Genomic DNA, 26,442 nt, shown 5'->3' with positions numbered 1-26,442 from the left:
CAGCCGCTCTACGACGAGTACGCGACCAAGCTGCGGCAGAAGCGGGCGTACGAGGCGACGATCGCCGACCCGAAGGCGGTGGCGGGCAGCCGGTTGCCGGAACGGCCCCCGGTCACGGACGACGACCTGGAGCAGTTGAACGTACGGGCGCGCGGGTTGATGACGGGGTTGAGCGGAGAACTCCAGCAGGCCCAGGTAATGCTTCGCCAACCTCCACCGAGGCCTATTCCAAAGATGGACGAGGTGCTCCCTGGAGCTGATGGCCCTGTGCCAACGATCCCTCCTGTCATCCCTGTCCCGGTTTCAATCATGCCTGTCAGCAAGCCAACCGATTCCCGGACAGCGACCCGAACAGTGCCAGTCGCTCCGGCGGCCGGCCCTGGCCCAATCCTTGGCGGTGCGGGTACCGCTCTCAACCCGCCGCCACCACCGCTACCGCCACCAACGTCCGTCTCAGGCGGGCCACCAACGGTGGGCGCAAACCCAATCCTTCCCCCAGCGTCGCGGCCGCTCAGGCCCACCCCGACGTCGCGACCTTTTCAAAACGGCGAGTCAACTCGTGGGGGCATCAGTGGGGGCCCGGTCCCTCCCGGCACTTCTCCGCGCCCAGCGCCTTTCGGAGGGCTCATCGGAGGAAATCCTCACTCAGGGCTGACGCAGCCTGTTGGCGGCGGCGCTCCTCGCAGGGTGAATCCCCCTGGCGGCGTAATTGGTGGTGGCTCAGCTGGAACTGCTCCCGCTGGAGGAGCAGGTTCTCGGCCAGGCACAGGCCGCCAACCTCAACAGGGAAATCTTTCAGGGCTTCATCCACTCGGCGGCAGCCCAGCGTCAGCAGGGCCCAGCGCTCTCGGTCCATCGAGCCGATTCGCCCAGCGCCGCAGCCAGGAGTCTGCCCCCACCTGGGACCCCGATAATCCTTGGAAGACTGACGAGGGCGTTGACCCTGTCGTCCAAGCCCCCGACGATGAGGGGCCAATCGACCCAGGACCGGCCATCGGATTTTCCCGGTGAGGTTGACGTGGGCCTGCGTGCTAATAGCGGCAATCGTCCTCACACCGGGAATAAGTGCGACCGCTAGCGACTCAAAGGCGATTTTTGCATTAAATGAACGGCAATGGCACCTTATTTACTTAAAAGCATTAAATGCTCATGCCATAAGTCGGGGCGAGGGCGTACTCGTCGCCGTCCTCGACAGCGGTGTCGATCCACACCCCGACTTATCCGAAAATCTAGTTCCCGGCACCGATATTATCCCAGGAGGATCCGGCAACGGCTTGGGTGACCGAGACGGACACGGAACTGGTATGGCTGGATTAATTGCCGCCAAAAGCAAAGACCCCGCACGCGGCGCACTCGGCATCGCGCCGAAAGCAAAGATTTTGCCGATCTATGCCTCCCCCGCCCATCAGGATGGAACCTCGGAAGCGCTCGCAAAGGGCATCGATTACGCAGTCTCCCATCACGCCCAGGTAATCAGCATCTCGGCCGCCGGTAGCGCTGACGCTCAATTACAACGAGCCATTAGATCCGCCATCAACGCGAATATCGTTGTCGTGGCTGCTGCGGGCAACGCAAGCAGGTCTCCGCTCGTTGGCTATCCAGCGAGCGAACCAGGCGTTGTCGCCGTCGGTGGCTCCGACCAGCGAGGGAGTCACGCTACCGTCTCGGTTGCTGGTCCGGAGATCGACGTCGTTGCGCCTGCCGTCGACATCTACAGCACCGGCCTCAACGGAGGCTACCGAGTCGGCACCGGCACGTCGGATGCCGCCGCGATCGTGGCTGGGGCCGCTGCCTTGATCCGCTCCAAATACCCCCACCTCCCCGCTGCGGAGGTCGCGCACCGGCTCACCGCGACCGCCATCGACAAGGGCCCGCCCGGCCGGGACAACGAGTACGGCTACGGGGTCATCGACCTGGTCGCCGCGCTCACCGCCGACGTACCCCCGATCGGTTTCGAATCCACCGGGGTGACCCCGCCGGCCTCGACGGCGGCCGGGCCCGACACCGGCGACGGGGGAAGCACCGCTCGGGGTTTCGCGACCCTCGGCGTGCTGCTGGCCGCGGGCGGCGGCTATCTGGTCTGGCGTCGTCGTCGACGTGCCGGCGACTCGCCGCCGAGGATCAGCCGGTAGCGTCGGCAGGGTGTCGACCTCCGTGCCGTTGCGCCTCGTCCTGGCCTCGCAGAGTCCCGCCCGCCGCAAGCTGCTCCAGGCTGCCGGGATCGAACCCGACGTGCTGGTCAGCGGCGTCGACGAGTCGCAGGTGGTCGCTGAGCGGGCCGAGGATCTGTGCCTCGAACTCGCGCGGCTGAAGGCGCAGGCGGTGCTCGGCCGGCTGCGTCCCGGCGTGGACGAGCGCACGCTGGTGCTCGGGTGCGACTCGGTGCTCGCGTTCGACGGGGAGATCCTGGGCAAGCCGGCCGACGCGGCCGACGCCACCCGGCGGTGGGAGCGGATGCGTGGACGCAGCGGCGTCCTGCACACCGGGCACTGCCTGATCGACGTGACGCGCGAGGCCCACGCGGAGGCGGTCGCGTCAACCACCGTGCACTTCGCGGACATCAACGACGAGGAGGTCGCCGCGTACGTGGCGACGGGTGAGCCGCTGGCGGTGGCCGGCGCGTTCACCATCGACGGGCTGGGAGGCGCGTTCCTGACCGGTATCGAGGGCGACCCGGGCACGGTGGTGGGGCTCTCCCTGCCGCTGCTGCGCCGGCTGCTCGGCGAGTTGGAGCTGCGCCTCGTCGACCTGTGGACGAAGGTCGCGCCGGGGGGCCAGGAGATCGAGCATCTCGGCTAACGTCCGGGCATGACCACGAAGCCGTTGCCGCTGACCCCGGAACTGCACGCCTACCTGGTGGCCCACGGGTCCGCCCCGGACGAGGTCGTCCGGGAGTTGGCCGAGGAGACCCGGTCGGCCCTGCCGGCCGAGGCCGACATGCAGGTCGCGCCGGAGCAGGCGGCGTTCCTGACCTTCCTGACCCGGCTGCTCGGCGTGCGGCAGGCGGTGGAGGTGGGCACGTTCACCGGCCTGTCCTCGCTGGCGATCGCCCGCGGGCTGGCCGAGGGCGGCCGGCTGACCTGCTTCGACATCTCCGAGGAGTACACCGGCGTGGCCCGACGCTACTGGGCCCGGGCGGGCGTCCAGGACCGGATCGAGCTGCGTATCGGGCCGGCCACGGAGACGCTGCGTGAGCTGCCCAACGAGCGCTACCTCGACTTCGCGTTCATCGACGCGGACAAGGTCGGTTACCCGGTCTACTGGGACGAGTTGGTGCCGCGCATGCGCCCCGGCGGGGTCATCGCGGTGGACAACACGCTCCGCGCCGGCCGGGTACTCGCCCCGCGCAACGCGGACGACCGGGCCATCGCCGCCTTCAACGACGAGGTCGTCGCGGACGTCCGGGTCGAGGCCGTCATGCTGCCGATCGCCGACGGGGTCACGCTCGCCCGGGTCCGCTGAACCAGTTCGCCGAGGTGGCGGGGTCCGAGGCGGTCGGATACCGCCACCTCGCCGAGGTGGTGTCGATCAGGCGAGCGCTCGCCCCAGCCGCACGGTCAGCAGCACCGCCACCGCGATGAACGCGGGCAGCAGCAGGAAGGCCAGATGCGGTCCGACGCCGTCGGCCACCCGGCCGAGCGCGACCGGCGCGATCCCGAAACCAACAGCCATCGAGTACGACGACCAGCCCGCCGCCCGATCGGCGGCCCGACCGGCCACCGCGAGCGCGATGGAGATCGCCAGGGGGTAGTGCAGCGCGTTGCCCAGGCCGAGCACGACCAGACCGGTGACCGCGAGCCAGCCGACCGTGCTCGCCCAGAACAGCGTGAACCCGGCGAGTGAGACGGTGAGCGCGCCGAGCAGCAGCGGCACCGGTGGCCAGCGCAGCGCGGCCCGGCCGCCGGCGAGCCGCCCGGCGAACATGCCGCAGACGATCGCCGCCACGGCCGCCGACGCCCCGCCGGCGCTCAGTCCGGCGTGCGTCCGGAGCACGTCGGCGGTCCACAGCGACAGGCAGACCTCGATCGAGCCGGTGACCGACATCAACACCCAGGCGATCCAGTACGCCCGGGGCAGCCGCCCCGAGCCCGCCCGTGCGCCGGGTTCGAGAGCTGGGACAGTCTCCGTTCCGCTCGAACGGAAACCGCCGGCAGTGGCGGCGACCGGCGCGACGGCCGGGCCGGCGGCTACGGGGACGGGTACGGCAGCCGGGACCCCGGCGGGGAGGGCGGCAGCCGCGGCAGCGGGAGCGCCCTTCGGCAGGCGTACCCGCAAGGTCATGGCGGCGAGCGCGACCAGCGTGATCAGCCCGACCTCGACGGCCATCACGGGCCGCCAGCCGAGGCCGGCGTCGACGGTGGCGCCGATGGTCAGCGGCGCCAGGATGCCCATGCCGGCGCAGGCGGCGTTGGCCTCGGTGAGCGCGGCGGGGGCGGCGGGGCCGTGCCGGGCGGTGAGCACCACGTTGACGCCGCTGATCACCATCATGCCGAAGGTGGCGACGACCGCGACGGCGGCGATGGTGGCGGGCAGCGGGCGGAGCAGGCCGAGCGCGGTGACGCCGGCGGCGACGCCGGCCAGGCCGAGCCAGACGGCCGGGCCGCGGCCGAAGCGGCGGGCGACCGGGGCGAAGAGCGCGCCGCCGGCCAGGGCGCCGACCGCGATGCCGGTGCTGTGCAGGCCGGCCACCGCGGCGCTGGTGCCCTGCTCGTCGCGGAGCAGCGGTACGACGGGGCCGAACCCGTAGAGGAAGAAGCCCCAGAGGCCCAGCTGAGCGTAGGTCAGCCAGGTGGTCCGGTCACGGGTGAGGCGAGGCACCGGCCCGACGCTACGCGCGCGTGACCGGCACCCCGCCAGGAGTGAGAGGCAGCTCTCGTGGTGTTAGGAGGGGCCCCCTCCTCTACCGGATGCGTTAACAGGGGGCCCCGCCTTTCATCTGACGCTGCGGGCGAACTGGCGGGCGGCCCAGACGACACCGGCGACGGCGAGCACGGCGATGATGCCGAGCCCCTGCCAGACGTTGTCGTTGCCCAGGTCGCCGTCGAAGAGGGCGCGGGTGCCGTCGACCGCCCAGGAGAACGGGTTCCACTTGGCCACGCCCTGCAACCAGCCGGGCGCGAAGGTGAGCGGCAGCAGGATGCCGGAGAGCAGCAGCACCGGCTGGGCGACGGTGTTCATCAGCGGGGCGAGCGCGTCCTCGCTCTTGACCTTGAGGGCGACGCCGTACGAGACGGCCGAGGTCATCAGCGCGATGAGGGCGAGCATCAGGTAGGCCAGGAGCAGGTAGCCGATGAAGACGCGCAGGTCGAACAGGAGCGCGAGCACGGTGATGATGACGGCCTGCGAGATCAGCGAGACCACGTCGCGCAGGGAGCGGCCGAGCAGCAGGGCGAGCCGGCTGACCGGGGTGACCCGGGAGCGTTCGATCACGCCGGCGCGCAGCTCGGCGATCAGGCCGAAGCCCTGGAACAGGCCGCCGAAGATGGCCAGCAGCACCAGCAGGCCGGGCACGAAGATCTTGTAGGCGGCGGCCTGGGTCGGCGCGTTCAGTGCCGGCTTGAGCAGCGGGGCGAAGAGCAGCAGGTACATCACCGGCTGGAAGACGCCGACGAAGACCCAGACCGGGTTGCGCAGCAGCAGCTGCGCCTGGCGCTGGAAGATCAACCAGGTGTCGCGGGCGAGTTTCATGACAGCTTCTCCGGGGGTCAGGACTCGCGCAGCGAGCGGCCGGTCTTGGTGAGGAAGACGTCGTCGAGGCTGGGGCGGTGCAGCTCGATCGAGCGCAGCTCCAGCCCGGCGTGGTCGAGGCGGCGCAGCACCTGCGGGATGGCGACGGCGCCCTCGTCGACGTAGAGGCGCAGCCCGCCCTCGTCGACGGTTTCCAGCTTGCTCACGTACGCCTCGGTGTCGAGCAGCTCGGCGGCGCGCGGGGTCGTCGCGGTGTCCAGGCCGACGATCACCACCTCGCCGGAGATCTCGCGCTTCAGCTCGGTCGGGGTGCCCTCCGCGACCACCTCGCCGTGATCCATGATCGCGATCCGGTCGCAGAGCGCGTCGGCCTCGTCCAGGTAGTGCGTGGTGATGAAGACGGTCATCCCCTCGGTGCGCAGCCGGCGGATCTCGTCCCACATGTGCGCGCGGCTCTGCGGGTCGAGGCCGGTGGTCGGCTCGTCCAGGAAGACGATCTTCGGCTCGTGGATGATGCCGAGCGCGATCTCGACCCGCCGGCGCTGGCCGCCGGAGTAGGTCTTGCACTTGCGGTCGGCGTAGTCGCTGAGCTGGAAGGCGTCCAGCGCGCGGGTGGCGCGCCGATTGGCGTCGGCCTTGGAGATGCCGTAGAGGCGGGCCTGGAGCACCAGCTCCTCGCGGGCGCTGGACTCGTCCCAGGTGCTGCCGCCCTGGGGCACGTAGCCGATCCGGCGGCGCACCCCGGCCGGGTCCCCCCGCAGGTCGGCGCCCGCGATGGTGGCCTCGCCGCCGTCCGGCTCGATGAGGGTGGCGAGCATCCGCAGGGTGGTGGTCTTGCCGGCGCCGTTGGGCCCGAGGAAGCCGAAGATCTCCCCCGCGGCGACGTCGAGGTTGACGCCGCGCACCGCGTCCACGGTCTTCGTCTCGCGACCCGCGCGGGAGCGGAACGACTTCCGCAGCCCCCTGGTCTCGATCATCTCTGCTCCTGGTCGTCCGGGCCGGAGTTGCCCCGGCCACCGGTCAGCGGTTCGCGTCGAGGCTAACGCGATATAGCTCTTGTGGTCAACGTTGATTATTTCGTGTCACCGTCGGGCCAGCCCTCCCCCGGCTCCATCCCAGCGGGCAGGTACGACACCCCGGACTCGATCCGGTGCGCGATCCGCTCGCACCAGGCCGTCTCGGCCTCCGCCCGGGCCAGCCACAGCTCGAACATCCAGCCCACGTGCACCGGCTTGCGGGTGCGTACCCAGTCGGAGTCCAACGACGCGCGCATCGACTCGACGCCGGCGCGCAGCAGGTTCGCCCGGTTGCGCAGCGCCGCCGCGGCCTCGTCGCGGGGCATCGCCGGCAGGAACGAGAACGCCACCGCGAACGGGTCCGGCGACTCGTGGATCTGCCACCACTGCGCCCGCAGCAACGTCTCGAACTCGTCCTCGCCCTTCGCCGTCACCTCGTACGTGGTCCGGGCCGGACGCGCCCCCACCTGCTCGACCGAAACCGTACGCAGCAGCCCCTCGTCGGTGAGCTTGCGCAGCGCGTGGTAGATCGAACCGGGCTGCACGTTGGCCCACTTGTCCGCGCTCCAACTCAGCAACTCGCGGCGCACGTCGTAGCCGTGCACCGGCTGCATCCACCTGACCAGGCCCAGAATCATCATCCGCGTCGCCGACACGGGACAAGCGTAATAACCAAGTTTGACTACAGTGCGGCATCCCACACTGAGCGATCGTTAGGGCCAGCAACCCGGCCGATACACTCCCGGCATCGACCTCCCGGGAGGAGCCCCCAAGGTGCGCAAGGTTCTCATCGCCAACCGCGGCGAGATCGCCGTCCGCGTCATCCGCGCCTGCCGTGACGCCGGGTTGGCCAGCGTCGCCGTCTACGCGGACTCCGACCGGGACGCCCTGCACGCCACCCTCGCCGACGAGGCGTACGCCCTCGGCGGCGACACCGCGGCCGACAGCTACCTGCGCATCGACAAGCTGATCGACGTGGCCGCCCGGGCCGGCGCGGACGCCGTGCACCCCGGCTACGGCTTCCTCTCCGAGAACGCCGACTTCGCCCAGGCCGTCATCGACGCGGGCCTGACCTGGATCGGCCCCACCCCGCAGGCGATCCGCGACCTGGGTGACAAGGTGACCGCCCGGCACATCGCGCAGCGCGCCGGCGCTCCGCTGGTCCCCGGCACGCCGGACCCGGTGGCCGACGCCGACGAGGTGACCGCGTTCGCCGCCGAGCACGGCCTTCCGGTCGCCATCAAGGCGGCCTTCGGCGGCGGCGGGCGCGGCCTCAAGGTGGCCCGCACCATGGAGGAGATCCCGCACCTGTTCGAGTCGGCCACCCGCGAGGCGGTCGCCGCGTTCGGCCGGGGCGAGTGCTTCGTCGAGCGCTACCTGGACCAGCCCCGCCACGTCGAGGCGCAGGTGCTGGCGGACCAGCACGGCAACGTGATCGTCGTCGGCACCCGGGACTGCTCGCTCCAGCGCCGGCACCAGAAGCTGGTCGAGGAGGCGCCCGCGCCGTTCCTCACCGCCGCCCAGCGCGCCCAGATCCACGACAGCGCCAAGGCGATCTGCCGGGAGGCCGGCTACCACGGCGCCGGCACGGTGGAATACCTGGTCGGCGCGGACGGCACCATCTCCTTCCTGGAGGTCAACACGCGGCTCCAGGTCGAGCACCCGGTCACCGAGGAGACCGCCGGCATCGACCTGGTCCGCGAGCAGTTCCGCATCGCCGACGGCGAGAAGCTGCGCATCACCGAGGACCCGACGCCGCGCGGGCACGCCATCGAGTTCCGCATCAACGGCGAGGACCCCGGCCGGAACTTCCTGCCCGCCCCGGGCACCGTCACCGAGCTGCGGCTGCCCACCGGCCCCGGCGTCCGGGTGGACACCGGCATCTCGGCCGGCGACGTGATCGGCGGCAACTTCGACTCGCTGCTGGCCAAGGTGATCATCGTCGGTGAGACGCGTACCGAGGCGTTGGAGCGGGCCCGCCGCGCGCTCGACGAGATGGTGGTCGAGGGCATGGCCACCGCGCTGCCCTTCCACCGCCTGGTGGTCCGCGACGAGGCGTTCACCACCGAGCCGTTCACCGTGCACACCCGGTGGATCGAGACCGGGTGGGACAACACCGTCCCGGCCTTCACCGCCGCCGCCGGCACCGCCGAGGGCCCGGCCGAGCGCGAGACCGTCGTGGTCGAGGTGGCCGGCAAGCGGCTCGAGGTCGTCCTCCCCGCCGGCCTCGGCGCGGGTACGGCGACCGCCGCGCCCGCCGCACGGAAGCCCGCCCGCCGTGGCGGCGCGGGCAAGGCCGGCGGCGCGGTCGGCGGGGACACGCTCGCCTCCCCCATGCAGGGCACCATCGTGAAGATCGCCGTGGTCGACGGTGACGCGGTCGCCGAGGGTGACCTGGTGGTGGTGCTGGAGGCGATGAAGATGGAGCAGCCGCTGCACGCGCACAAGGCCGGCACGGTGAGCGGGCTGGCCGCCGAGGTGGGCGCCGTCATCACCGCAGGCGCCCCCATCTGCACCATCGAGGGTTGAGGAAGGGCCCCCTCTTTAACGCCTCCGGCAGAGGCGGGGCCCCTTCTTCACACCTCGCGCGACGGGTGGTCTGGGCCACCAGCGGCGGCGGGGAGCGCGGGGAGCAGGAATGATGGCCGGGTGCGGTTCCTTCATGGCGCGGTCCCCGCGCACGACCTGACCTACAACGACGTCTTCATGGCGCCCAACCGTTCGGAGGTGGGCTCCCGGCTCGACGTCGACCTGTCCTCCGGCGACGGCACCGGCACCACGGTTCCCCTGGTGGTGGCGAACATGACCGCCGTCGCCGGCCGGCGGATGGCCGAGACCGTCGCCCGGCGCGGCGCCGTCGCGGTGATCCCGCAGGACATCCCGATCGAGGTCGTCGCGAACGTCGTCGGCTGGGTCAAGCAGCGACACCTGGTGCACGACACGGCGATCACGCTGGGCCCGACCGACACCGTCGGCGACGCCATCCACCTGCTCCCGAAGCGCGCGCACGGCGCGGTGATCGTGGTTGACGAGGATGGCCGGCCGGTGGGCGTGGTGACCGAGGCGGACACCGTGGGGGTGGACCGTTTCGCCCAGCTCCGGCACGTGATGTCCGCCGAGCTGCACACGGTGCCGGCGGACGCGGACCCGCGTACCGGATTCGAGCGACTGTCGGCGGGCCGGCGGCGGCTCGCGCCGGTGGTGGACGACGGCGGTCGCCTGGTCGGCGTGCTGACCCGCGCGGGCGCGCTGCGCGCGACGCTCTACACGCCGGCGGTGGACGACCGGGGCCGGCTGCGCGTCGCGGCGGCGGTGGGCATCAACGGCGACGTCACCGGCAAGGCCGCGGCGCTGCTGGAGGCCGGGGTGGACACGCTGGTCGTGGACACCGCGCACGGGCACCAGGAGCGGATGATGCAGGCGCTGCGGGCGGTCCGCAAGCTCGACCCGGGCGTCCCGGTGGCGGCCGGCAACGTGGTCACCGCGGACGGGGTACGCGATCTGGTCGAGGCGGGCGCCGACATCGTGAAGGTGGGCGTCGGGCCGGGCGCCATGTGCACCACCCGGATGATGACCGGGGTGGGGCGTCCGCAGTTCTCCGCGGTGCTCGACTGCGCGGCGGCGGCCCGCTCGCTGGGCCGGCACGTCTGGGCCGACGGCGGCGTACGCCACCCGCGGGACGTGGCGCTGGCGCTGGCCGCAGGCGCCTCGAACGTGATGGTCGGTTCCTGGTTCGCCGGCACCTACGAGTCCCCCGGCGACCTCTACACCGACGCCGACGGCCGGCGCTACAAGGAGAGCTTCGGCATGGCCTCGTCCCGGGCGGTCAGCGCGCGCACCGCCGAGGACAGCATGTTCGACCGGGCCCGGAAGGCGATCTTCGAGGAGGGCATCTCCTCGGCCCGGATGTATCTCGACCCGAACCGGCCGGGCGTCGAGGACCTGATCGACGAGATCGTCTCCGGGGTGCGCAGCGCGTTCACCTACGCGGGCGCACGCAGCCTGGAGGAGTTCCACGAGCGGGCGCTGGTCGGGGTGCAGAGCACCGCCGGCTACACCGAGGGCATGCCGCTGCCGACGAGCTGGTGACCGGGCCGCGTCAGGAGAAGAGCCGGCCGACCACCGTGCGGGCGGCCGGCTCGGGGTCGACGCCGACCCGGTCGGGCAGGGCGCCGGCCAGCCACAGCTCGGCGAAGCCGTGCGCGATCGACCAGGCCGCCAGAGCGTCCAGGTCCGGCTCCCGGCCGGTGTGCCGGGCCACGCCGCCGCGCAGCAGCTCCCCGGTCCGCTGCCGGGCCGCCACCAGGGCAGGGTCGTCCGCCCGGTAGAGGTCCGGGCGGAACATCACCTCGAAGTGCGCGCGGTGCCGCACCGCGAAGACGACGTACGCGACGCCGGCCTCCCGGAAGTCGTCGCCGGCGGCCCGCAGCGCGGCGCCGAGCAGGTCGAAGCCCTCCGTGGCGAGCGCGGTGAGCAGGCCCGCCTTGTCGCCGAAGTGGTGTGCGGGCGCCGCATGCGAGACGCCCGCCCGGCGGGCCAGGTCGCGCAGGCTCAGCGCGGCCGGCCCGGCGTCGGCGATCGCGTCCACCGCTGCGGTCAGCAGCGCGCGGCGCAGGTCCCCGTGGTGGTAGGAGCGGGAGGAGGTCATACCCCACCCTATCTTGTCGTTGACAAGATGGCACTCGACGAGTCAATCTTGTCAACGACAAGATTGCTCCGCTGGAGGGACGACCCATGGCACCCCTGATCGCACTGCTCACCGGCACCGCCGTGGCGCGCATCGCCGGCCTGCTCGGCCTGGACGCCCTCGACGGCTGGCATCCCGCCCTCCGCGTCGGCCTGGCACTGATGTTCCTGCTCACCGGCACCGCCCACTTCACGTCCCGGCGGGCGAACCTGGTCGCGATGGTCCCGCCGACGCTGCCCCGGCCCGACCTGCTGGTCACCCTCACCGGCGTACTGGAGATCGTCGGCGCGCTCGCCCTGCTCGCACCGGTCACCGCGCGCTGGGCGGCGGCCGGACTGGCGCTGCTGATGCTGGCCATGTTCCCGGCCAACGTCTCGGCAGCCCGCCGGCGGCTGACGCTCGCCGGCCGGCCGGTGACGCCGCTGGCCACCCGGACGGCCCTCCAGGTCGCCTTCGTCGCGGCCGCGCTCGCGACCGCCCTCGGCGGCTGACCGCGCCGACCTCCCGAGTCAGACCCGGGCCGGTTCCGCCCCGGCCGACGGGTGACCGGGCACGCGGTCGGCGAGGTGCTGGAGGCGCTGCGCCCGTTGCTGGTCGGCGTCGACCGGGCCGTCGCCCGGCTCACGCCCGAGCAGGCCGAGGCCACCGCGGCGTTCCTGCGCGAGGTCGCGGACGTGATGCGCGACTACATGGCGACCGCCCCGGACGAGCCGAAACCGGCCCGGCGCACCGGCGCCGACGGCGGCTGAGGTGATTCTCAGAAATTAGTTTGGGACCTGATGGTTCGGGCGCTAATCTAGCGCCCGTGAACATGGGACCGCTCGTCCGCTTCCCCGACGCGCTGCAACACGCGCCGCTCGGCCGGCTCGTCTCCATCGCCGGCCACATCGTGGAGCAGCACTGGGGGCGCTACCTGGCCGAGCACCACGGCCTCACCTCCGCCGGCATGCGCGTGCTGATGATCCTGCTGCGCTCCGGCGACGTCACCCACCGCGAGATGGCGGAGCTGTGCTTCGTCCGGCCGGCCACCCTCACCGGCATCGTCGACACCCTGGAACGTGACGGTTTCGTCATCCGCCGACGGAGCCCCGAGGACCGGCGCGCGGTCCAGCTCACGCTCACCGACAAGGGCCAGGAACACGCCCGCGCGATCATCGACATGATCCATAGCGACCGGCCGCTGACCTCGGTCGACGTCGACCCGGCCAAGCGTGCCGTCATCCGCGAATTCCTGACCGAAATCATCACCGGCATGTCCGACGGGGACCTCCGTCGGTTGAACCGGCACAGCGAGTCCGACACCGAGTCGCCAACGGGGAGACATCCGTGCTGATCCGCCTGCTCCGCACACACCTACGCCCGTACCGACGACTACTGGCCGCCGTGGTGGCGTTCCAGTTCGTCGGCACGATGGCCTCGCTCTACCTGCCCAGCCTGAACGCCGACATCATCGACCGCGGCGTCGCCCGCGGCGACACCGACCAGATCCTGCGTACGGGCGGGTGGATGCTGGTGGTCAGCCTGCTCCAGATCGCCTGCTCGATCGCCGCCGTCTACCTCGGCGCGAAGACCGCGATGGGCTTCGGCCGGGACGTCCGGAGCGCCATCTTCGGGCACGTCAACCGCTTCTCCGCCCGCGAGGTCGCCCGGTTCGGCGCCCCGTCGCTGATCACCCGCAACACCAACGACGTCCAGCAGGTGCAGATGCTGGTGCTGCTGAGCTGCACCATGCTGGTGGCCGCACCGATCATGAGCGTCGGCGGCGTGGTGATGGCGCTGCGCGAGGACGTCGGGCTCTCCTGGCTGATGCTGATCTGCGTGCCGGTGCTGGCCGTCGCGCTGGGCCTGATCATCCGCCGGATGGTGCCGGGCTTCCGGCTCATGCAGACCCGGATCGACACGGTCAACCGGGTGCTGCGCGAGCAGATCACCGGCATCCGGGTGGTCCGGGCCTTCGTCCGCGAGCCGTACGAGACCGACCGCTTCCGGGCGGCCAACACCGACCTGACCGCCACCGCGCTGCGCATCGGCCGGCTCCAGGCGCTGATCTTCCCGATCGTGATGCTGGTGCTCAATGTCTCCAGCGTCGCGGTGCTCTGGTTCGGCGCGGGCCGGGTCGACTCCGGTCAGATCCAGATCGGCGCGCTGACCGCGTTCCTGGCGTACCTGATGCAGATCCTGATGGCGGTCATGATGGCCACCTTCATGCTGATGATGGTGCCCCGCGCCGCGGTCTGCGCCGAGCGCATCGAGGAGGTGCTGGACACCGAGTCGTCGGTGGTGCCGGCGCCCGCACCGGTGACCGAGGTCGCCGGCCGTGGCGAGCTGGAGCTGCGCGGCGCCGGCTTCCAGTATCCCGGCGCCACCGCGCCGGTGCTGCACGACATCTCCTTCCGGGCCCACCCGGGCCGGACCACGGCGATCATCGGTTCCACCGGCGCCGGCAAGACCACGCTGCTGACGCTGATCCCCCGGCTGGTCGACCCGACCGCCGGCGCGGTCCTGGTCGACGGTGTGGACGTGCGGGAGCTGGCCCCGGACGAGCTGTGGCGGCGGATCGGGCTGGTGCCGCAACGGCCGTACCTGTTCAGCGGCACGGTGGCGAGCAACCTGCGCTACGGCAACCCGGAGGCCACCGACGCGGACCTGTGGGCGGCCCTGGAGATCGCCCAGGCGCGCGACTTCGTGACCGAGATGGCCGACGGCCTGGACGCGCCGATCGCGCAGGGCGGCACCAACGTCTCGGGCGGCCAGCGGCAACGCCTGGCCATCGCCCGCGCGCTGGTACGCAAGCCGGAGATCTATCTCTTCGACGACTCCTTCTCCGCGCTCGACCTCGGCACGGACGCCCGGCTGCGGGCCGCCCTCAAGCCGGTCACCGCGGACGCGGCGGTGGTGATCGTGGCCCAACGGGTCTCCACGATCGTCGGCGCCGACCAGATCATCGTGCTCGAGGACGGGGGTGTCGTCGGGATGGGACGGCACGAGGAACTGCTGGAGAACTGCCCGACGTACGCCGAGATCGTGGCGTCCCAGCAGACGGCGGGGGTGACGGCATGAGCGAACGCACCGAGCGCAGCGAGGGCCGTGAGGGCCGTGAGGGCATGCCCGGCCGGCACGGCCTGAGCGCGCAAGGAAGCGGCACGGCCGCCGTACCGCAGCAGAAGGCCGAGCCGAAGCGGCTGCCCCCGGCCGGGCGGCGACCGGGCGGCCCGCCGCACATGAGCATGGGCATGCCGGCCGAGAAGGCGATGCGGTTCGGGCCGTCCGCCCGCCGGTTGCTGGGGCGGCTGCGACCGCACCGCGTCCAGCTCACCGGCGTGCTGGCGCTGGCGCTGGCCAGCGTCGGCCTGAGTGTGGTCGGGCCGAAGGTGCTCGGTCACGCCACCGACCTGATCTTCAACGGGGTGATCGGCCGGCAACTGCCGGCCGGCACCAGCACCGAGGCGGCGGTTGCCGCGGCCCGGGCGGCGGGCAACGGCAACTTCGCCGACATGCTGGCCCGGATGGACGTGGTGCCCGGCGTGGGCATCGACTTCACCCGGCTGGGCCGGGTGCTGGCGTTCGCGGTCGCGCTCTACGTCGTCGCCAGCGTCCTGATGTGGGCGCAGGGCTGGGTGCTCAACGGGGTGGTGCAGGGCACCGTGCTGCGCCTGCGCGCCGACGTGGAGGACAAGCTCAACCGGCTACCGCTGCCCTACTTCGACAAGCAGCCCCGCGGCGAGCTGCTGAGCCGGGTCACCAACGACATCGACAACATCTCGCAGACGCTCCAGCAGACGCTGAGCCAGTTGCTCACCTCGCTGCTCACGGTCGTCGGCGTACTCGGGATGATGTTCTGGATCTCGCCGCTGCTGGCGTCGGTGGCCCTGGTCGCGATCCCGCTGTCGGTGATCGTCACCGGCCAGATCGCCAAGCGGTCGCAGCGGAAGTTCATCGCCCAGTGGACGCACACCGGCGAGCTGAACGCGCAGATCGAGGAGGCCTACACCGGGCACGAGCTGGTCAAGGTGTTCGGCCGGCAGAAGGAGGTCGAGGCCGCCTTCCGCACCAAGAACGAGGAGCTGTTCGAAGCCAGCTTCGGCGCCCAGTTCGTCTCCGGGATCATCATGCCGGCGATGTTCTTCATCGGAAACCTCAGCTACGTCGCCATCGCGGTGGTCGGCGGCCTGCGGGTGGCGTCCGGCGCGATGAGCCTCGGCGACGTGCAGGCGTTCATCCAGTACTCGCGGCAGTTCACCCAACCGTTGACCCAGGTCGCGTCGATGGCCAACCTGCTGCAGTCCGGGGTGGCCTCGGCCGAGCGGGTGTTCGCGGTGCTCGACGCCGACGAGCAGAGCGCCGACCCGACCGAGCCGGCCCGGATCGCCGACCCGCACGGTCGGGTCGAGTTCGAGCGCGTCTCCTTCCGGTACGACCCGGACACGCCGCTGATCGACGACCTCTCCCTGGTCGCCGAGCCCGGGCACACGGTGGCCATCGTCGGCCCCACCGGCGCCGGCAAGACCACGCTGGTCAACCTGGTCATGCGGTTCTACGAGCTGGACGCCGGACGGATCACCCTGGACGGGGTGGACGTCAGCACGATGCGCCGGGACGACCTGCGCGGCCGGATCGGCATGGTGTTGCAGGACACCTGGCTCTTCGGCGGCACCATCCGGGACAACATCGCCTACGGGCGGCCGGACGCCACCGAGGAGGAGATCCTGGCCGCCGCCCGGGCGACCTTCGTGGACCGGTTCGTGCGCAGCCTGCCCGACGGCTACGACACCGTGATCGACGAGGAGGGCAGCAACGTCAGCGCCGGTGAGAAGCAGCTCATCACGATCGCCCGGGCGTTCCTGGCCGAGCCGTCGCTGCTGATCCTGGACGAGGCGACCAGCTCGGTGGACACCCGGACCGAGGTGCTGCTCCAGCGCGCCATGGCGGCGCTGCGCACCGACCGGACCAGCTTCGTCATCGCGCACCGGCTCTCCACCATCCGGGACGCCGACCTGATCCTGATGATGGAGCGGGGTCGGATCGTCGAGCAGGGCACGCACGACCAGCTCGTCGCCGCCGACGGCGCCTACGCCCGGCTCTACCGGGCGCAGTTCACCGGCGCGGTGATCGCCGACGAGGTGCCGGCTCCGGCGGGCCCGCCGGCCGGGATCCGGCCCACCGGCACGCCGGTCGGGAACTGACGTGGATCCCGCGACCGCCCCGACACCGGGCGCCGCCCGGGTGACCGTGAGTCACCCGGGCGGCGGAGCCGGGTCAGGTCGGCGGAAGCAGGTCGGCCGACCGGCTCACGACCACCGCGCCGATGAGGCGCAACGCGTCCGCCCGGGGCATCGGGTCGAGGCCACGCCCGTCGCGCAGGCGCAGCGAGACCGAACCGTCGGCCGCCTCCCGGGCGCCCAGCACCCCGACGTACGGGATGCGACGGCGGGCCGCGTCGCGGATCCGGGCGCCCAGCGAGCCACCGGGGTCGACCTCGGCCCGCAGGCCGGCCGCCTCCGCCTCCCGGCAGAGCCGCCGGGCCGCGTCGACCTGCGCGTCGTCGGTCGGGAGCAGCAGCAACTGCACCGGGGCGTACCAGGCCGGGAAGGCGCCCTCGTGCACCTCGATCAGGTAGGCGAACAGCCGCTCCATGCTGCCCACCAGGCTCCGGTGCACCATCACCGGCCGCTTCCGGCCGCCGTCCGGGCCGGTGTACGACAGGTCGAACCGCTCGGGCTTGTCGAAGTCGAGCTGCACGGTGGAGATGGTCGACTCCCGGCCCGCCGCGTCCACGATCTGCACGTCGATCTTCGGGCCGTAGAACGCGGCCTCACCGGGCGCCTCGACGGCGTCCACCCCGTCGAGGGCGGCGCGGAGCAGGTCCTCGGCCCGCGCCCAGCCGGCGTCGTCGCCGACGTACCGCTGCCCCGGCCCGCGCAACGACAGCCGGAACCCGGCCGGTCGGACGCCGAGCGCGGCGTGCGCCTCGCCGATCAGCCGCAGGATCTCCCGGACCTCGTCGCCGACCTGCTCCAGCGCACAGAAGTTGTGCGCGTCGTTCAGCGAGATGGCGCGTACCCGGGAGAGCCCGCCGAGCACGCCGGAACGCTCCGCCCGATACATCCCGCCCAGCTCGGCGACCCGCAGCGGCAGTTCCCGGTAGGACCGGCCGCGCGCGGCGAACACCAACGCGTGGTGCGGGCAGAGCGCCGGCCGGAGCACGAACTCGTCGTCGGCGCTCAGCCGCATCGGCGGGAACATGTCGTCGGCGAAGTAGCCGAGATGCCCGGAGCGCTCGAACAGCTCCCGTTTGCCCAGCGGCGGCGAGTAGACGTGCCGGTAGCCGGCCCGGCGCTCCAGTTCCCGGACGTACTCCTCGACGGCGTGCCGGGCGGCGGCGCCGGCCGGCAGCCAGATCGGCAGTCCGGCGCCCGCGAGCGGGTCGGAGACGAACAGCTCCAGGTCCCGGCCGAGCCTACGGTGGTCGATCATGTCGCTCTCCTTGATCGGGTACGACCCGGAGGCGAGCGGTCCCGGAACGCCGCGAGGCCCCGGAGCGGATCGCCCCGGGGCCTCGTCGACGGAAACGTCAGTGCGGCGCGCCGGGAACTCCCGGCGTCGTGGTCATCTCCGCGCTGCGCATGCGCCGATGGTAGGGCCGACCGACCGGCCGGCGCGACCGCATTTCCGACCGGCGGGTCAGCGCTTTTCGCAGGCGACGCCGTCCTTGTCCCGGTCCAGGTGGGTGTTCTTGGCGTAGACGGTGTTGGAGACCGTGAAGTTGGTGACCGGCTTGGTGCTGCCCCGCACCTTGTCCTTCGCGCCCTTCTTGCCGACGCCGTGCTTGTAGGTCTTGTTCAGCGCGGTGCAGTTCTTGTATTTCTTCGCCGCCGCCTCCGCCGGACCGGCCACGGCGAGCGTGCCGCCGCCGACCGCCAGAGTCAGGGCGAGTACACCCCGGAGCAGGGTGGAAACCATCGAGGAGCCTCCTGTGGGGGATTGCCGCTAGGGCCCAAGATCGTATCCGGGAAGCGGAACCAGGGAGGCGTGCTGTCGCAGGCCCGACAGCGGAGAGGGGGTGCGGGTCGCCGGCACGGGACCTGCCGACGACCCGCGGCGGCCCGGGCGTCGGGAACGGGGGACCCGACGGCTTCGGTGCCGCGTCCCGTCAACGGTACGCCGCTGAGCACGGATCCGCCGCCCCGCTCGGTCCGGCCGACCGGGAAACTCCGGCGAGGAGGCGGTCGTGGCTGACCTCATCGCCCACGTCACGTCGCCGGTGTGGGCGTACACGCTGCTGTTGATCCTGCTGGTCGCGGACGCCTTCGTGCCGGTGGTGCCGACCCAGGTCGTGATGATCACCAGCGGTGCGCTGACCGTCTACGGAGGGCTCAGCCTGCCGCTCACCATCGCGGTCGGCGCGACCGGCGTCTTCGTCGGCGACCTGGCCTGCTATCTGCTCGGCCGCACCACGCCGGCCCGCCGGGCGGCCCGGCACGCGACGCCGGGACGGGCCCGGCGTGCGGTCGCCCTGGCCACCCGCCGGCTGCGCGAACCCGGACCGCTGGTGATCCTGCTCTGCCGGTTCGTGCCCGGCGGCCGGATGGCGGCGTGCTTCTCGGCCGGCCGCAGCCGCTACCCGTACCGCCTCTTCCTGGCCTACGAGGCGGTGGCTGCGATCGGCTGGGCCGGCTACGGCACGCTGGTCGGCCACCTGGGCGGCGCGGCGCTCACCCGGTCGGCGTGGCAGCTGCTGTTGATCGGCGGCGTGGCCGCGGGCGGGTTCGCGGCGGCCGGCTGGGCGATGACCTGGATCAGCGCCCGCCAGGGCCAGCCGTCCCCAGCGACGCCAGGAACACCTGACCCCATCGAAGGAGAACCAATCATGAACAGTGGAACCAACTGGAGGGACGTCCGGGCGAATGCCCAGCGGCTCGACCCCACCTGGAACGATCCCGAGCGGGTGGCCCGCCGCCGGCAACTCCGCAAGCAGATGCTGGCCGCGGTGGACGGCGCGCGGCCCGGCGGCGAGGAGTCGGACCGGGCCGACACTCCGGTCGACTGAGTCGCGGGATTTCCGAGAACATCGGAGTGCCGCAACCCGCATCGCATAAGGTTTACTTATATTTGTCGGGTGTGGGAGATCAGACTGCATCCTGAGGTCGAAGCCTGGTTCCTCGACCTGTGCAAAGGCGATCCACGCACCGCCGAACTCGTCGAAGAGGCGCTCGACCTACTGGCAGTGCACGGCCCGGCCCTTGGCCGGCCATTGGTCGATCGACTCAAGGGCAGCGCCTATCACCACATGAAGGAGTTGCGACCAGGATCGAGTGGTTCCTCGGAGGTTCGCATGATCTTTGCGTTCGACCCCTTCCGCGAAGCCGTGTTTCTGGTGGCCGGGGACAAGTCGGGGCAGTGGCAGAGTTGGTACCGGATCGTCATCCCGCTGGCGGACGAGCGGTTCCAGGAACACTTGATCAACTCGAAGGAAGACCGGACATGACCGATTGGGCGAACTGGCGCGACGTCAAGGCGAAGGCTCGGGAGGTCGACCCCTCCTGGGACGAAGCCGATCGGGTGGCCCGACGCGGCCGGCTCAGGGAGCAGATGCTGGCCGCGGTCAGCGGCGCGCAGTTGGCGGAAATCCGTAAGCAGCTGGGCATGACACAGGCCCAGTTGGCGGAAGCGGCGGCCCTGTCGCAGGCCCGGATCAGCCAGATCGAGCGCGGAGAGAGCGTCAACCTGGAGATACTGCGCGCCTACGTCACCGGGCTGGGTGGTCACCTCGACGTCGTCGCCCGGATCGGGAACATTCGGCTCGACGTGGCCTGAAGCGTTCCATCGACGCCCCGCTAGGGGCGACCCCGGGGATCGAAGTGGGTGGTGGTCCCGGATCCGTCTGGGGCGGCTCCGGCGACAGGCTGGGCACATGCCTGGAACCCGGAGCAGCGGCCTGCTGGCCCTCGGCGGGATCGCCCTGGCGGCGGTGCTCGCCGTGATCGGTCACCTCGAGGTGAACGACGACCTGAATCCCCTGTCGCTGACCGTCAGCGACTTCGCCGTCTCCGAACGGGGCGGCGTCATCGACACCGCGATGGCGGTCCTCGCGGCGGCCACCGCCGTACTCCTGCCGGCGCTGCGCCGGGCCGGCGCGGACCGCGCGTCGATCGCGCTGCTGGCGGCCTGGTCGGCCGGGCTGCTGGCGGCCGCGGTGGTGCCCACGAACGAGCCGGGCCTGCCCATGGACGCCGCGGCCTACGTGCACCGGTACGCCTCGGTGCTGTCGTTCCTCGCCCTGCCGCTCGCCGGCTGGCTGCTTGCCCGCCGGCCCGGTGGCCGGCCGGCCCGGCGGCTGCGTGCCCTGACCGTGACCAGCCTGCTGCTGGCCGCCGCGATGATCTGGTCCGCCTATCCCGGCGACCGCGCCATGATCGGCCTGACCGAGCGCCTGCTCATCCTCACCGAGACCGCCCTCCTGGCCACCGTCGCCCTCCACCTGGCGAGGGCCGCCGTGGTCGACATCCCGGTCCGGGCCGTGGATGACGTCGACGGCATTGACCCGCCGGGTCACTCCAGCTCGTGCAGCATGAGCTGGCGGGCGGCCTCGGTGATCGAGCCGGACAGGCTCGGGTAGATGGTGATGGTGTGGGCCAGCTCGTTGACGGTGAGGTTGTTCTCCACCGCCATGGTGATCGGCAGGATCAGCTCGCTGGCCTTCGGCGCCACCACCACGCCGCCGATCACCTGGCCGCTGGCCGGCCGGCAGAACAGCTTGACGAAGCCGTCGGCCAGGTCGTCCATCTTCGCCCGGGCGTTGCCGGACAGCGGCAGCATCACCTGGCGGGCCGGGGTCTTACCGGCGTCCACCTCGTCCTGCGAGACGCCGACCGTGGCCAGCTCCGGATCGGTGAAGACGTTCGCCGCGACGGTACGCAGCCGCAGCGGCCGGACCGCCTCGCCCAGCGTGTGCCACATCGCGATCCGGCCCTGCATGGCCGCGACGCTGGCCAGCGGCAGCACCCCGGTGCAGTCGCCGGCCGCGTAGACGCCCGGCACGTTGGTCCGGGACACCCGGTCGACCGTCACGTAGCCGCCCCGGGCCAGCTCGACGCCGTATTCCGCCAGGCCCAGGTCGGCGGTGTTCGGGATCGAGCCGACCGCGATCAGCGCGTGCGAGCCGGAGACCTGACGCCCGTCGGAGAGCACCACCTCGACGCCGTCGCCGACCCGGCGCACCGCCTCGGCCCGGGAGTTGTTGAGGATGCTCATGCCCCGGTTGCGGAACACCCGCTCGATCGCCATGGCGGCGTCGGCGTCCTCGTGCGGCATCACCCGGTCCCGGCTGGAGACCAGCGTCACCTGCACGCCCATGGCCAGGTAGGCGCTGGCGAACTCGGCGCCGGTGACGCCGGAGCCGACCACGATCAGGTGCTCGGGCAGCTCGGTCAGGTCGTAGACCTGACGCCAGGTCAGGATGCGCTCGCCGTCGGGCACGGCGGTGGGGAGTTGGCGCGGGGTCGCGCCGGTGGCCACCAGCACGGTGGAGGCCCCGATCGGGTACGCGGGCGAGCCGTCCGCCGGTGTGACGATCACCTGGTGGGTGTGACCGAGCGTGTCCTCGCCGAGCCGCGCGGCGCCGGCGACGAACTCCACCCCGGCCTTGACCAGCTTGGTGTGGATGTCGGCGGACTGGGCCAGCGCGAGGCGCTTGACCCGCTCGTGGACCGCCCGGGCGTCGACCGTGACAGCCTCCAGGCCGTCCGAGTGGATCCCGAACTCCTCGGTGTCCCGGTAGCCGGTCATCACCTCCGAGCTGGCGATGAAGGTCTTCGAGGGTACGCAGTCGGAGAGCACGCACGCGCCGCCGGCGCCGTCCGCCTCGACCACGGTGACCTCGGCGTCCAGTTGGGCGGCGACCAGCGCCGCCTCGTACCCGGCCGGCCCGCCGCCGATGATCACGATCTGGCTCACAGCTTCTGCCCCTCGTCAGTGCTCACAGTGACTTTCTTCTCCCCGTCGCGTCCGACACGCACCGTCGTATTCTCCCCCACCCGCCGACCGGGCTATCGTCGTCGCCGTGCGTCTCTACGCCGCTTACGGCTCAAACCTGGACCCCGCTCGCATGCGCGCCTACTGCCCGCATTCGCCGATGGTGGGCACCGGCTGGCTGGAGGGGTGGCGACTCACCTTCGCCGGCGAGGACGTCATCGGCTGGGAGGGCTCGGTCAGCACCGTGGTCGAGGCCCCGGGCGACCGGGTCTTCGTGGCGCTCTACGACATCCACCCGTACGACGCCGCCCAGCTCGACGAGATCGAGGGCGTGACCGCCGGGACGTACCGCCGGCTGACCGTCCGCGTCTCGGCGCTTGACGGGGACGTGACCGCGTGGGTCTACGTCTTCGACGGGTACGAGGGTGGCCTGCCGACGTCGTGGTACCTGTCGGAGATCGCGAACGCGGCGGAGAAGGCGGGCGCGCCGGACGACTACGTCACCGAGCTGCGGTCCCGCCCCACCGGCACGGCGTCCGCGTAGCGCGTCTCCCACCCCGACAGTGTGCGCCGGTCGGCCGCCGGCCCGCCCGGCGACCCCGGGGTTGGGGTGCCGGGTCACACCTGCGCGGCGGGCACGCTCCGCTCGTACACGTCGGCCCAGTGCTCCTCCACCAGCCCGACCGAGCGGTAGAGGGTGACCGGCGCGGTCGGGTTGGCCAGGTCCACGCCCAGCCCGGCGCGGGCACGGCCCTTTGCCGCGTAGACCGCGAAGGCCCGGCGCAGCAGCGCCGCACCCACTCCGCGCCGGCGATGGCCCGGCAACACGGAGAGCGTCCGGACCCAGCCCGCGCCCTGCTCCACCGCCTGGTCGGAGGACTGCAGGGCGCCGGCCGGCTCGCCGTCGACCTCGGCCACGAACCACTCGTCCCACACCTTGCCGTAGGAGGGAAGCAACTCCCGCCAGCGGTCGAAGTCGAGCGGCTCGTGATCGAGCGTGTCCCGGAACGCGGTGTCGTAGATCAGGTGGAACAGCCGCAGGTCTTCCTCGTCGTCGGGGCGCAGCGGCCGGACCGTCACCCCGGCCGGTGGGGCCGGCTCGGCCGGCAGGTCGGCCAGCGAGCGGCTCATCCGGAGGTAGCGCTTGACCCGGGTGAACCCGGCCGCCACCAGCTCGCCCGCCCAGCGGGTCTCCGGCGCGTACACCCCGGCGCGGGCGGTCAGCGCGGGCACGCCCCGCTCGGCGGCGCGCTCGGCGACCCGGTCGAGCAGCCGGGCCAGCAGCGGCGCGCGCAGCTCGACGCCGCGGTCGGGGTCGACGAGCACGTCCACCCACTCCCGGCCCACCCCGGTCGGGTTGTTCAGGATCGTCCAGGCCACCACCGTCTGGTCCGGGTCGGTGACCAGCCAGGAGTCCCGGGCCGGGTCGACGAAGGGCGCGGTGAGCGCGTCCCGTACGTCCTCGGCGTCGAAGTCCGGGTGGCCGATGGCGAACGTGTCGGCGGCGTGCACCACCGCCAGGATCGCGGGGACGTCGTCGAGGGTGGGGCGGCGGGCCGTCCAACCGGCGGGGAGCGTCACGCGGCAGATCCTGGCAGCCGGACCACCCGTGGCGCCTCCCATTTATCCGCGCCGGGCGTGCAGCCGCGCGGCGGTGAGCAGGTCGACCAGCTCGGCGCCGCCGGCCGGGCCGAGCGCGTGGAACGCCGGGGACACCAGCCGGTCGGTCACCGCCTCGGCCCAGATCCGGCGCCGCACCAGCGGCCCGACCGGCGGGTAGGGCGGCACCCAGCCGCAGGCGGCGGCGCCCGCCTCCCCCTCCGGCCCGGCCAGCACCGCCTCCAGCGGCGTCAACCCGGAGGCCCGTACGGCCAGCAGGTAGGCCCCGGCGAAGTGCTCGCGCAGCAGCAGCAGGCCGACGGCGGCGCGGGCGCCGGCGGACGGGTCGGGCATCGGCATGGCCCGCCAGGCGGCGAAGAGCGGCATGGCGCTGCCGTCCGCCGCATCGACGGCCCGGCCGAGCAGCCCGGCCAGCCGGGACACGTCGGGCGCGTCGCCCAGCCGGGACGTGCCCCACCGGCAGCACTCGGCCAGGTTGGCGGCGGCCACCTCCAGCGGCGGCACCGCGCGCGCCGCGGCGTCCCAGCCGTCCGCGACCGCCTCCGGGGCGATGAAGCCGAGCGCCGACGCCACCGTCTCGGCGCGGACGTCACCGAGCGCGCCGGCCCGGCCGGTGATGTAGAAGGCCCACCCGGAGATGCCGAGCAGCCGGGCCCGGCGCAGTGTCGACGGGCAGCGGGAGAACGCCTCCCCGAGCTCCAGCACCAGCGGTTTGCAGGCGGCGGCGATCTGCTCCGGGGTCATCGGCGACCCACCGCCGTCCGTCCACCGTGGCCGTTCATCGCGCTCAGTCTGCCCGTTCGTCACCGGCCTCGGCATCCCCCTCTTCGGCGTCGAGCGCCTCCAACACGGCCTCGACCTCACCGGCCCGCCGGCGGGCGGCGGTGACCGCCCGTTCCGCGCCCCGACGGGCCAGTCGGACCCGGCTCAGCTCCTGCTCGGCCACGGCCCGGCGGCGTTCCAGCTCGGCCAGGTCGGTCTCGATCCGGTCCAGCGTGGCGGCGCCGTCCCGCTCGGCCGTGTCCGCCCCGGCCAGCTCCTTCTCGGCCCGGTCCAGGTCCGCTTGGGCCTTCGCCAGCTCGCGCGTCGCGGCCCGCCGCCGTCCGGCCCGCTCGGCCCGCGCCGCCCGCTCGTCGCGGGCCCGGCGCGCGTCCGCCCGCTCGGCCGCCCGGTCCGGTACGCCGGACTTACCCGCCCGGCCCGGTACGCCGGATTTACCCGCCCGGTCCGGTACGCCGGACTTACCCGCCCGCCCGGTCGCCGGGGTTTCCTCCTCGCCGCCGGTCACCAGCCGCAACTGGGGGCGGGGCACCTCACCGAACCCGGCGTAGTGGCTGGCGCGCAGCAGCCGGCCGGCGCGTACCTGCTCGGCCACCTCGGTGTCGGAGAGCGCGGCGTTGAGCGTCGCCTCCACCTCGCCCAGCGGCAGCTTCCCGGCCGGCGGCGCGGCGGGCTCGGCGGCGGCCAGCCGGCGTACCTCGGCGACGAGCGCGCCCACGACGGCGCGGCGCTGCGCGGAGAGTTCCCGGAGCTTGCCGCCACGCAGGTCGCGTTGCGCGGCGCGGAGCGACTCGGCGAGCTGGGTCAGGTCGGCGACCAGTTCGGGTCGCCGGATCGCGAGCAGGTTGACCAGCCAGGCCGCGACGGTGGGCCGCCGCAGCCGGCCGATCTCCCGGGCGGTACGCGGATCGCCGGCCTCGCGCGCCTGCGCGACGGCGGCGTCCCGGGCCGCGACGAACCTGTCCGGCGGCGTGCCGTAGAGCCGCCGGACCACCTCGACGGGGACGTCAGGCATCGATCCGGGTGCCCGGCTCCAGACGGCGGTAGTCGGTGTTGGACATCGCGGTGTACTGCCGGTCCAGCACGCCGAAGCCGTTGGCGTTGAGCAGCCCGTCGTGCAGCGCGTACGCCCGCCGCGGCGCGACCGCGCGGATGAAGTCGAGCACCTCGGAGAACTTCGACCAGGGCGCGTGGATCGGGGCGAACAGCGTGTCGACCCGGACGTCGTCGGGGACGAACAGCGCGTCGCCCGGGTGGTAGACCACGTCGTCGAGGAGGTAACCCAGGTTCTGGATCACCGCGAGGTCCGGGTGGATGACGGCGTGCTGGCCCCCGTACGCCCGCACCGGCACCCCGGCGGCGGTGAACGACTCCCCCGGCGCGACCGCGACGAGCGCCTCGGCGGCGTCGCCGAGCACCGCGGCGAGCGAGGCCGGGCCGTGCACCGGCACCGGCCGTCGCGCCAGCGCGGCGGTCAGCGCCGGGACGTCCACGTGGTCCGGATGCTCGTGGGTGATCAGCACCGCGTCCGCCCCGTCCAGCGCCTCGGACGCGGCACTGAAGACACCGGGGTCGACGACCAGCACGCCCCCGTCGTGCTCCACCCGGAGGCAGGAGTGCGCGTATTTGGTGAGCTGCATCGTGACTCCTCGATTATCGAATCGTGACGTCCTCAGCGCA

Annotated in this window: 28 protein-coding genes; 15 read left to right on the top strand and 13 right to left on the bottom strand. The window is 72.4% G+C overall.

Annotation, left to right across the window (positions count from 1 at the left end):
* Window positions 1-625: 625 nt before the first annotated feature.
* The gene (locus ACGFI2_RS09050; protein WP_393512985.1) at window positions 626-856 is read right to left on the bottom strand and encodes a hypothetical protein; all 231 of its coding nucleotides are present in this window, start codon (window positions 854-856) and stop codon (window positions 626-628) included.
* A gap of 157 nt (window positions 857-1,013) precedes the next feature.
* On the opposite strand from ACGFI2_RS09050, the gene ACGFI2_RS09045 reads away from it, so the two are divergent.
* The 3 genes from ACGFI2_RS09045 to ACGFI2_RS09035 are packed head-to-tail and all read left to right on the top strand — an operon-like array spanning window position 1,014 to window position 3,462.
* Window positions 1,014-2,132, top strand: coding sequence for a S8 family serine peptidase (locus ACGFI2_RS09045; protein ID WP_393513173.1), 1,119 nt, complete (start codon window positions 1,014-1,016; stop codon window positions 2,130-2,132).
* Window positions 2,133-2,142: 10 nt separating this feature from the next.
* Window positions 2,143-2,799 carry a Maf family protein gene (locus ACGFI2_RS09040; RefSeq protein ID WP_393512982.1) on the top strand — a complete coding sequence of 219 codons (657 nt, stop codon included), beginning with the start codon at window positions 2,143-2,145 and terminating at the stop codon, window positions 2,797-2,799.
* A 9-nt stretch (window positions 2,800-2,808) separates the two neighbouring features.
* Window positions 2,809-3,462 (top strand): O-methyltransferase, encoded by a 654-nt coding sequence (locus ACGFI2_RS09035; RefSeq protein ID WP_393512979.1) that lies wholly within the window; start codon window positions 2,809-2,811, stop codon window positions 3,460-3,462.
* Between the two features lie 66 nt (window positions 3,463-3,528).
* Here ACGFI2_RS09035 and ACGFI2_RS09030 read toward each other — a convergent pair whose 3' ends face one another.
* The 4 genes from ACGFI2_RS09030 to ACGFI2_RS09015 all read right to left on the bottom strand — a co-directional run bounded on the left by ACGFI2_RS09030 (window position 3,529) and on the right by ACGFI2_RS09015 (window position 7,345).
* Window positions 3,529-4,818 (bottom strand): MFS transporter, encoded by a 1,290-nt coding sequence (locus tag ACGFI2_RS09030; RefSeq protein ID WP_393512976.1) that lies wholly within the window; start codon window positions 4,816-4,818, stop codon window positions 3,529-3,531.
* Window positions 4,819-4,932: 114 nt separating this feature from the next.
* On the bottom strand, window positions 4,933-5,688 hold the full coding sequence (locus ACGFI2_RS09025) for an ABC transporter permease (RefSeq protein WP_393512973.1): 756 nt from the start codon (window positions 5,686-5,688) through the stop codon (window positions 4,933-4,935).
* A 17-nt stretch (window positions 5,689-5,705) separates the two neighbouring features.
* Window positions 5,706-6,665, bottom strand: a complete 960-nt coding sequence (locus ACGFI2_RS09020) for an ATP-binding cassette domain-containing protein (RefSeq protein WP_393512970.1) — start codon at window positions 6,663-6,665, stop codon at window positions 5,706-5,708.
* A gap of 95 nt (window positions 6,666-6,760) precedes the next feature.
* Complete coding sequence (locus tag ACGFI2_RS09015) at window positions 6,761-7,345, bottom strand: PadR family transcriptional regulator (protein ID WP_393513171.1); 585 nt, start codon at window positions 7,343-7,345, stop codon at window positions 6,761-6,763.
* A gap of 133 nt (window positions 7,346-7,478) precedes the next feature.
* Between ACGFI2_RS09015 and ACGFI2_RS09010 the strand changes: the two genes are divergently transcribed.
* Window positions 7,479-9,233: an acetyl/propionyl/methylcrotonyl-CoA carboxylase subunit alpha gene (locus ACGFI2_RS09010; RefSeq protein WP_393512968.1), complete on the top strand. Its 1,755-nt coding sequence runs from the start codon at window positions 7,479-7,481 to the stop codon at window positions 9,231-9,233.
* Window positions 9,234-9,353: 120 nt separating this feature from the next.
* Entirely contained in the window at window positions 9,354-10,793 is a 1,440-nt protein-coding gene (locus tag ACGFI2_RS09005; RefSeq protein WP_393512965.1) for a GuaB1 family IMP dehydrogenase-related protein, read from the top strand.
* 10 nt (window positions 10,794-10,803) lie between these two features.
* Here the strand turns inward: ACGFI2_RS09005 and ACGFI2_RS09000 are convergent, their stop codons facing one another.
* Entirely contained in the window at window positions 10,804-11,352 is a 549-nt protein-coding gene (locus ACGFI2_RS09000; protein ID WP_393512962.1) for a TetR/AcrR family transcriptional regulator, read from the bottom strand.
* Window positions 11,353-11,438: 86 nt separating this feature from the next.
* Here ACGFI2_RS09000 and ACGFI2_RS08995 point away from each other — a divergent pair, with 86 nt between their 5' ends.
* From ACGFI2_RS08995 to ACGFI2_RS08975, 5 genes are all read left to right on the top strand, one after another.
* Window positions 11,439-11,882, top strand: coding sequence for a DoxX family membrane protein (locus tag ACGFI2_RS08995; protein ID WP_393512960.1), 444 nt, complete (start codon window positions 11,439-11,441; stop codon window positions 11,880-11,882).
* 51 nt (window positions 11,883-11,933) lie between these two features.
* Complete coding sequence (locus tag ACGFI2_RS08990; RefSeq protein ID WP_393512957.1) at window positions 11,934-12,140, top strand: hypothetical protein; 207 nt, start codon at window positions 11,934-11,936, stop codon at window positions 12,138-12,140.
* A 62-nt stretch (window positions 12,141-12,202) separates the two neighbouring features.
* Window positions 12,203-12,724, top strand: coding sequence for a MarR family winged helix-turn-helix transcriptional regulator (locus tag ACGFI2_RS08985; protein ID WP_393513168.1), 522 nt, complete (start codon window positions 12,203-12,205; stop codon window positions 12,722-12,724).
* Window positions 12,718-14,451 carry an ABC transporter ATP-binding protein gene (locus tag ACGFI2_RS08980; RefSeq protein ID WP_393512954.1) on the top strand — a complete coding sequence of 578 codons (1,734 nt, stop codon included), beginning with the start codon at window positions 12,718-12,720 and terminating at the stop codon, window positions 14,449-14,451. Before ACGFI2_RS08985 ends, ACGFI2_RS08980 begins: the two co-directional genes overlap by 7 nt.
* A gap of 173 nt (window positions 14,452-14,624) precedes the next feature.
* A complete protein-coding gene (locus ACGFI2_RS08975) occupies window positions 14,625-16,574 on the top strand; it encodes an ABC transporter ATP-binding protein (protein ID WP_393513165.1) in 1,950 nt (649 codons plus the stop codon).
* Window positions 16,575-16,647: 73 nt separating this feature from the next.
* Here ACGFI2_RS08975 and thrS read toward each other — a convergent pair whose 3' ends face one another.
* Both thrS and ACGFI2_RS08965 read right to left on the bottom strand, forming a co-directional pair.
* On the bottom strand, window positions 16,648-17,865 hold the full coding sequence (gene thrS / locus ACGFI2_RS08970) for a threonine--tRNA ligase (protein WP_393512950.1): 1,218 nt from the start codon (window positions 17,863-17,865) through the stop codon (window positions 16,648-16,650).
* A 207-nt stretch (window positions 17,866-18,072) separates the two neighbouring features.
* Window positions 18,073-18,351, bottom strand: a complete 279-nt coding sequence (locus ACGFI2_RS08965; protein WP_393512947.1) for an excalibur calcium-binding domain-containing protein — start codon at window positions 18,349-18,351, stop codon at window positions 18,073-18,075.
* A 268-nt stretch (window positions 18,352-18,619) separates the two neighbouring features.
* Between ACGFI2_RS08965 and ACGFI2_RS08960 the strand changes: the two genes are divergently transcribed.
* The 4 genes from ACGFI2_RS08960 to ACGFI2_RS08945 all read left to right on the top strand — a co-directional run bounded on the left by ACGFI2_RS08960 (window position 18,620) and on the right by ACGFI2_RS08945 (window position 21,007).
* The gene (locus ACGFI2_RS08960) at window positions 18,620-19,438 is read left to right on the top strand and encodes a DedA family protein (RefSeq protein ID WP_393512944.1); all 819 of its coding nucleotides are present in this window, start codon (window positions 18,620-18,622) and stop codon (window positions 19,436-19,438) included.
* 69 nt (window positions 19,439-19,507) lie between these two features.
* The gene (locus ACGFI2_RS08955; RefSeq protein ID WP_393512941.1) at window positions 19,508-19,876 is read left to right on the top strand and encodes a type II toxin-antitoxin system RelE/ParE family toxin; all 369 of its coding nucleotides are present in this window, start codon (window positions 19,508-19,510) and stop codon (window positions 19,874-19,876) included.
* Window positions 19,873-20,205: a helix-turn-helix domain-containing protein gene (locus tag ACGFI2_RS08950; protein WP_393512938.1), complete on the top strand. Its 333-nt coding sequence runs from the start codon at window positions 19,873-19,875 to the stop codon at window positions 20,203-20,205. Before ACGFI2_RS08955 ends, ACGFI2_RS08950 begins: the two co-directional genes overlap by 4 nt.
* A gap of 97 nt (window positions 20,206-20,302) precedes the next feature.
* Window positions 20,303-21,007, top strand: coding sequence for a DUF998 domain-containing protein (locus tag ACGFI2_RS08945; protein ID WP_393512935.1), 705 nt, complete (start codon window positions 20,303-20,305; stop codon window positions 21,005-21,007).
* Here ACGFI2_RS08945 and ACGFI2_RS08940 read toward each other — a convergent pair.
* The gene (locus ACGFI2_RS08940; protein ID WP_393512932.1) at window positions 20,941-22,344 is read right to left on the bottom strand and encodes an NAD(P)H-quinone dehydrogenase; all 1,404 of its coding nucleotides are present in this window, start codon (window positions 22,342-22,344) and stop codon (window positions 20,941-20,943) included. The genes ACGFI2_RS08945 and ACGFI2_RS08940 overlap by 67 nt on opposite strands.
* Before the next feature lie 106 nt (window positions 22,345-22,450).
* Here ACGFI2_RS08940 and ACGFI2_RS08935 point away from each other — a divergent pair, with 106 nt between their 5' ends.
* Window positions 22,451-22,906 carry a gamma-glutamylcyclotransferase gene (locus tag ACGFI2_RS08935; RefSeq protein WP_393512930.1) on the top strand — a complete coding sequence of 152 codons (456 nt, stop codon included), beginning with the start codon at window positions 22,451-22,453 and terminating at the stop codon, window positions 22,904-22,906.
* 74 nt (window positions 22,907-22,980) lie between these two features.
* Here ACGFI2_RS08935 and ACGFI2_RS08930 read toward each other — a convergent pair whose 3' ends face one another.
* Genes ACGFI2_RS08930 through ACGFI2_RS08915 form a run of 4 tightly spaced genes read right to left on the bottom strand, consistent with a single transcriptional unit; the run spans window position 22,981 to window position 26,402 of the window.
* Window positions 22,981-23,943: a GNAT family N-acetyltransferase gene (locus tag ACGFI2_RS08930; protein WP_393512927.1), complete on the bottom strand. Its 963-nt coding sequence runs from the start codon at window positions 23,941-23,943 to the stop codon at window positions 22,981-22,983.
* 42 nt (window positions 23,944-23,985) lie between these two features.
* A complete protein-coding gene (locus ACGFI2_RS08925) occupies window positions 23,986-24,726 on the bottom strand; it encodes a hypothetical protein (protein WP_393512924.1) in 741 nt (246 codons plus the stop codon).
* A 43-nt stretch (window positions 24,727-24,769) separates the two neighbouring features.
* On the bottom strand, window positions 24,770-25,777 hold the full coding sequence (locus ACGFI2_RS08920; RefSeq protein ID WP_393512921.1) for a hypothetical protein: 1,008 nt from the start codon (window positions 25,775-25,777) through the stop codon (window positions 24,770-24,772).
* On the bottom strand, window positions 25,770-26,402 hold the full coding sequence (locus ACGFI2_RS08915) for an MBL fold metallo-hydrolase (RefSeq protein ID WP_393512918.1): 633 nt from the start codon (window positions 26,400-26,402) through the stop codon (window positions 25,770-25,772). The genes ACGFI2_RS08920 and ACGFI2_RS08915 overlap by 8 nt, the downstream gene beginning before the upstream one ends.
* Window positions 26,403-26,442 lie beyond the last annotated feature (40 nt).

The sequence above is a fragment of the Micromonospora sp. NPDC049282 genome, from assembly GCF_043197045.1.
Lineage (GTDB): Bacteria > Actinomycetota > Actinomycetes > Mycobacteriales > Micromonosporaceae > Micromonospora.
This window is presented reverse-complemented; position numbering and strand designations above follow the sequence as displayed.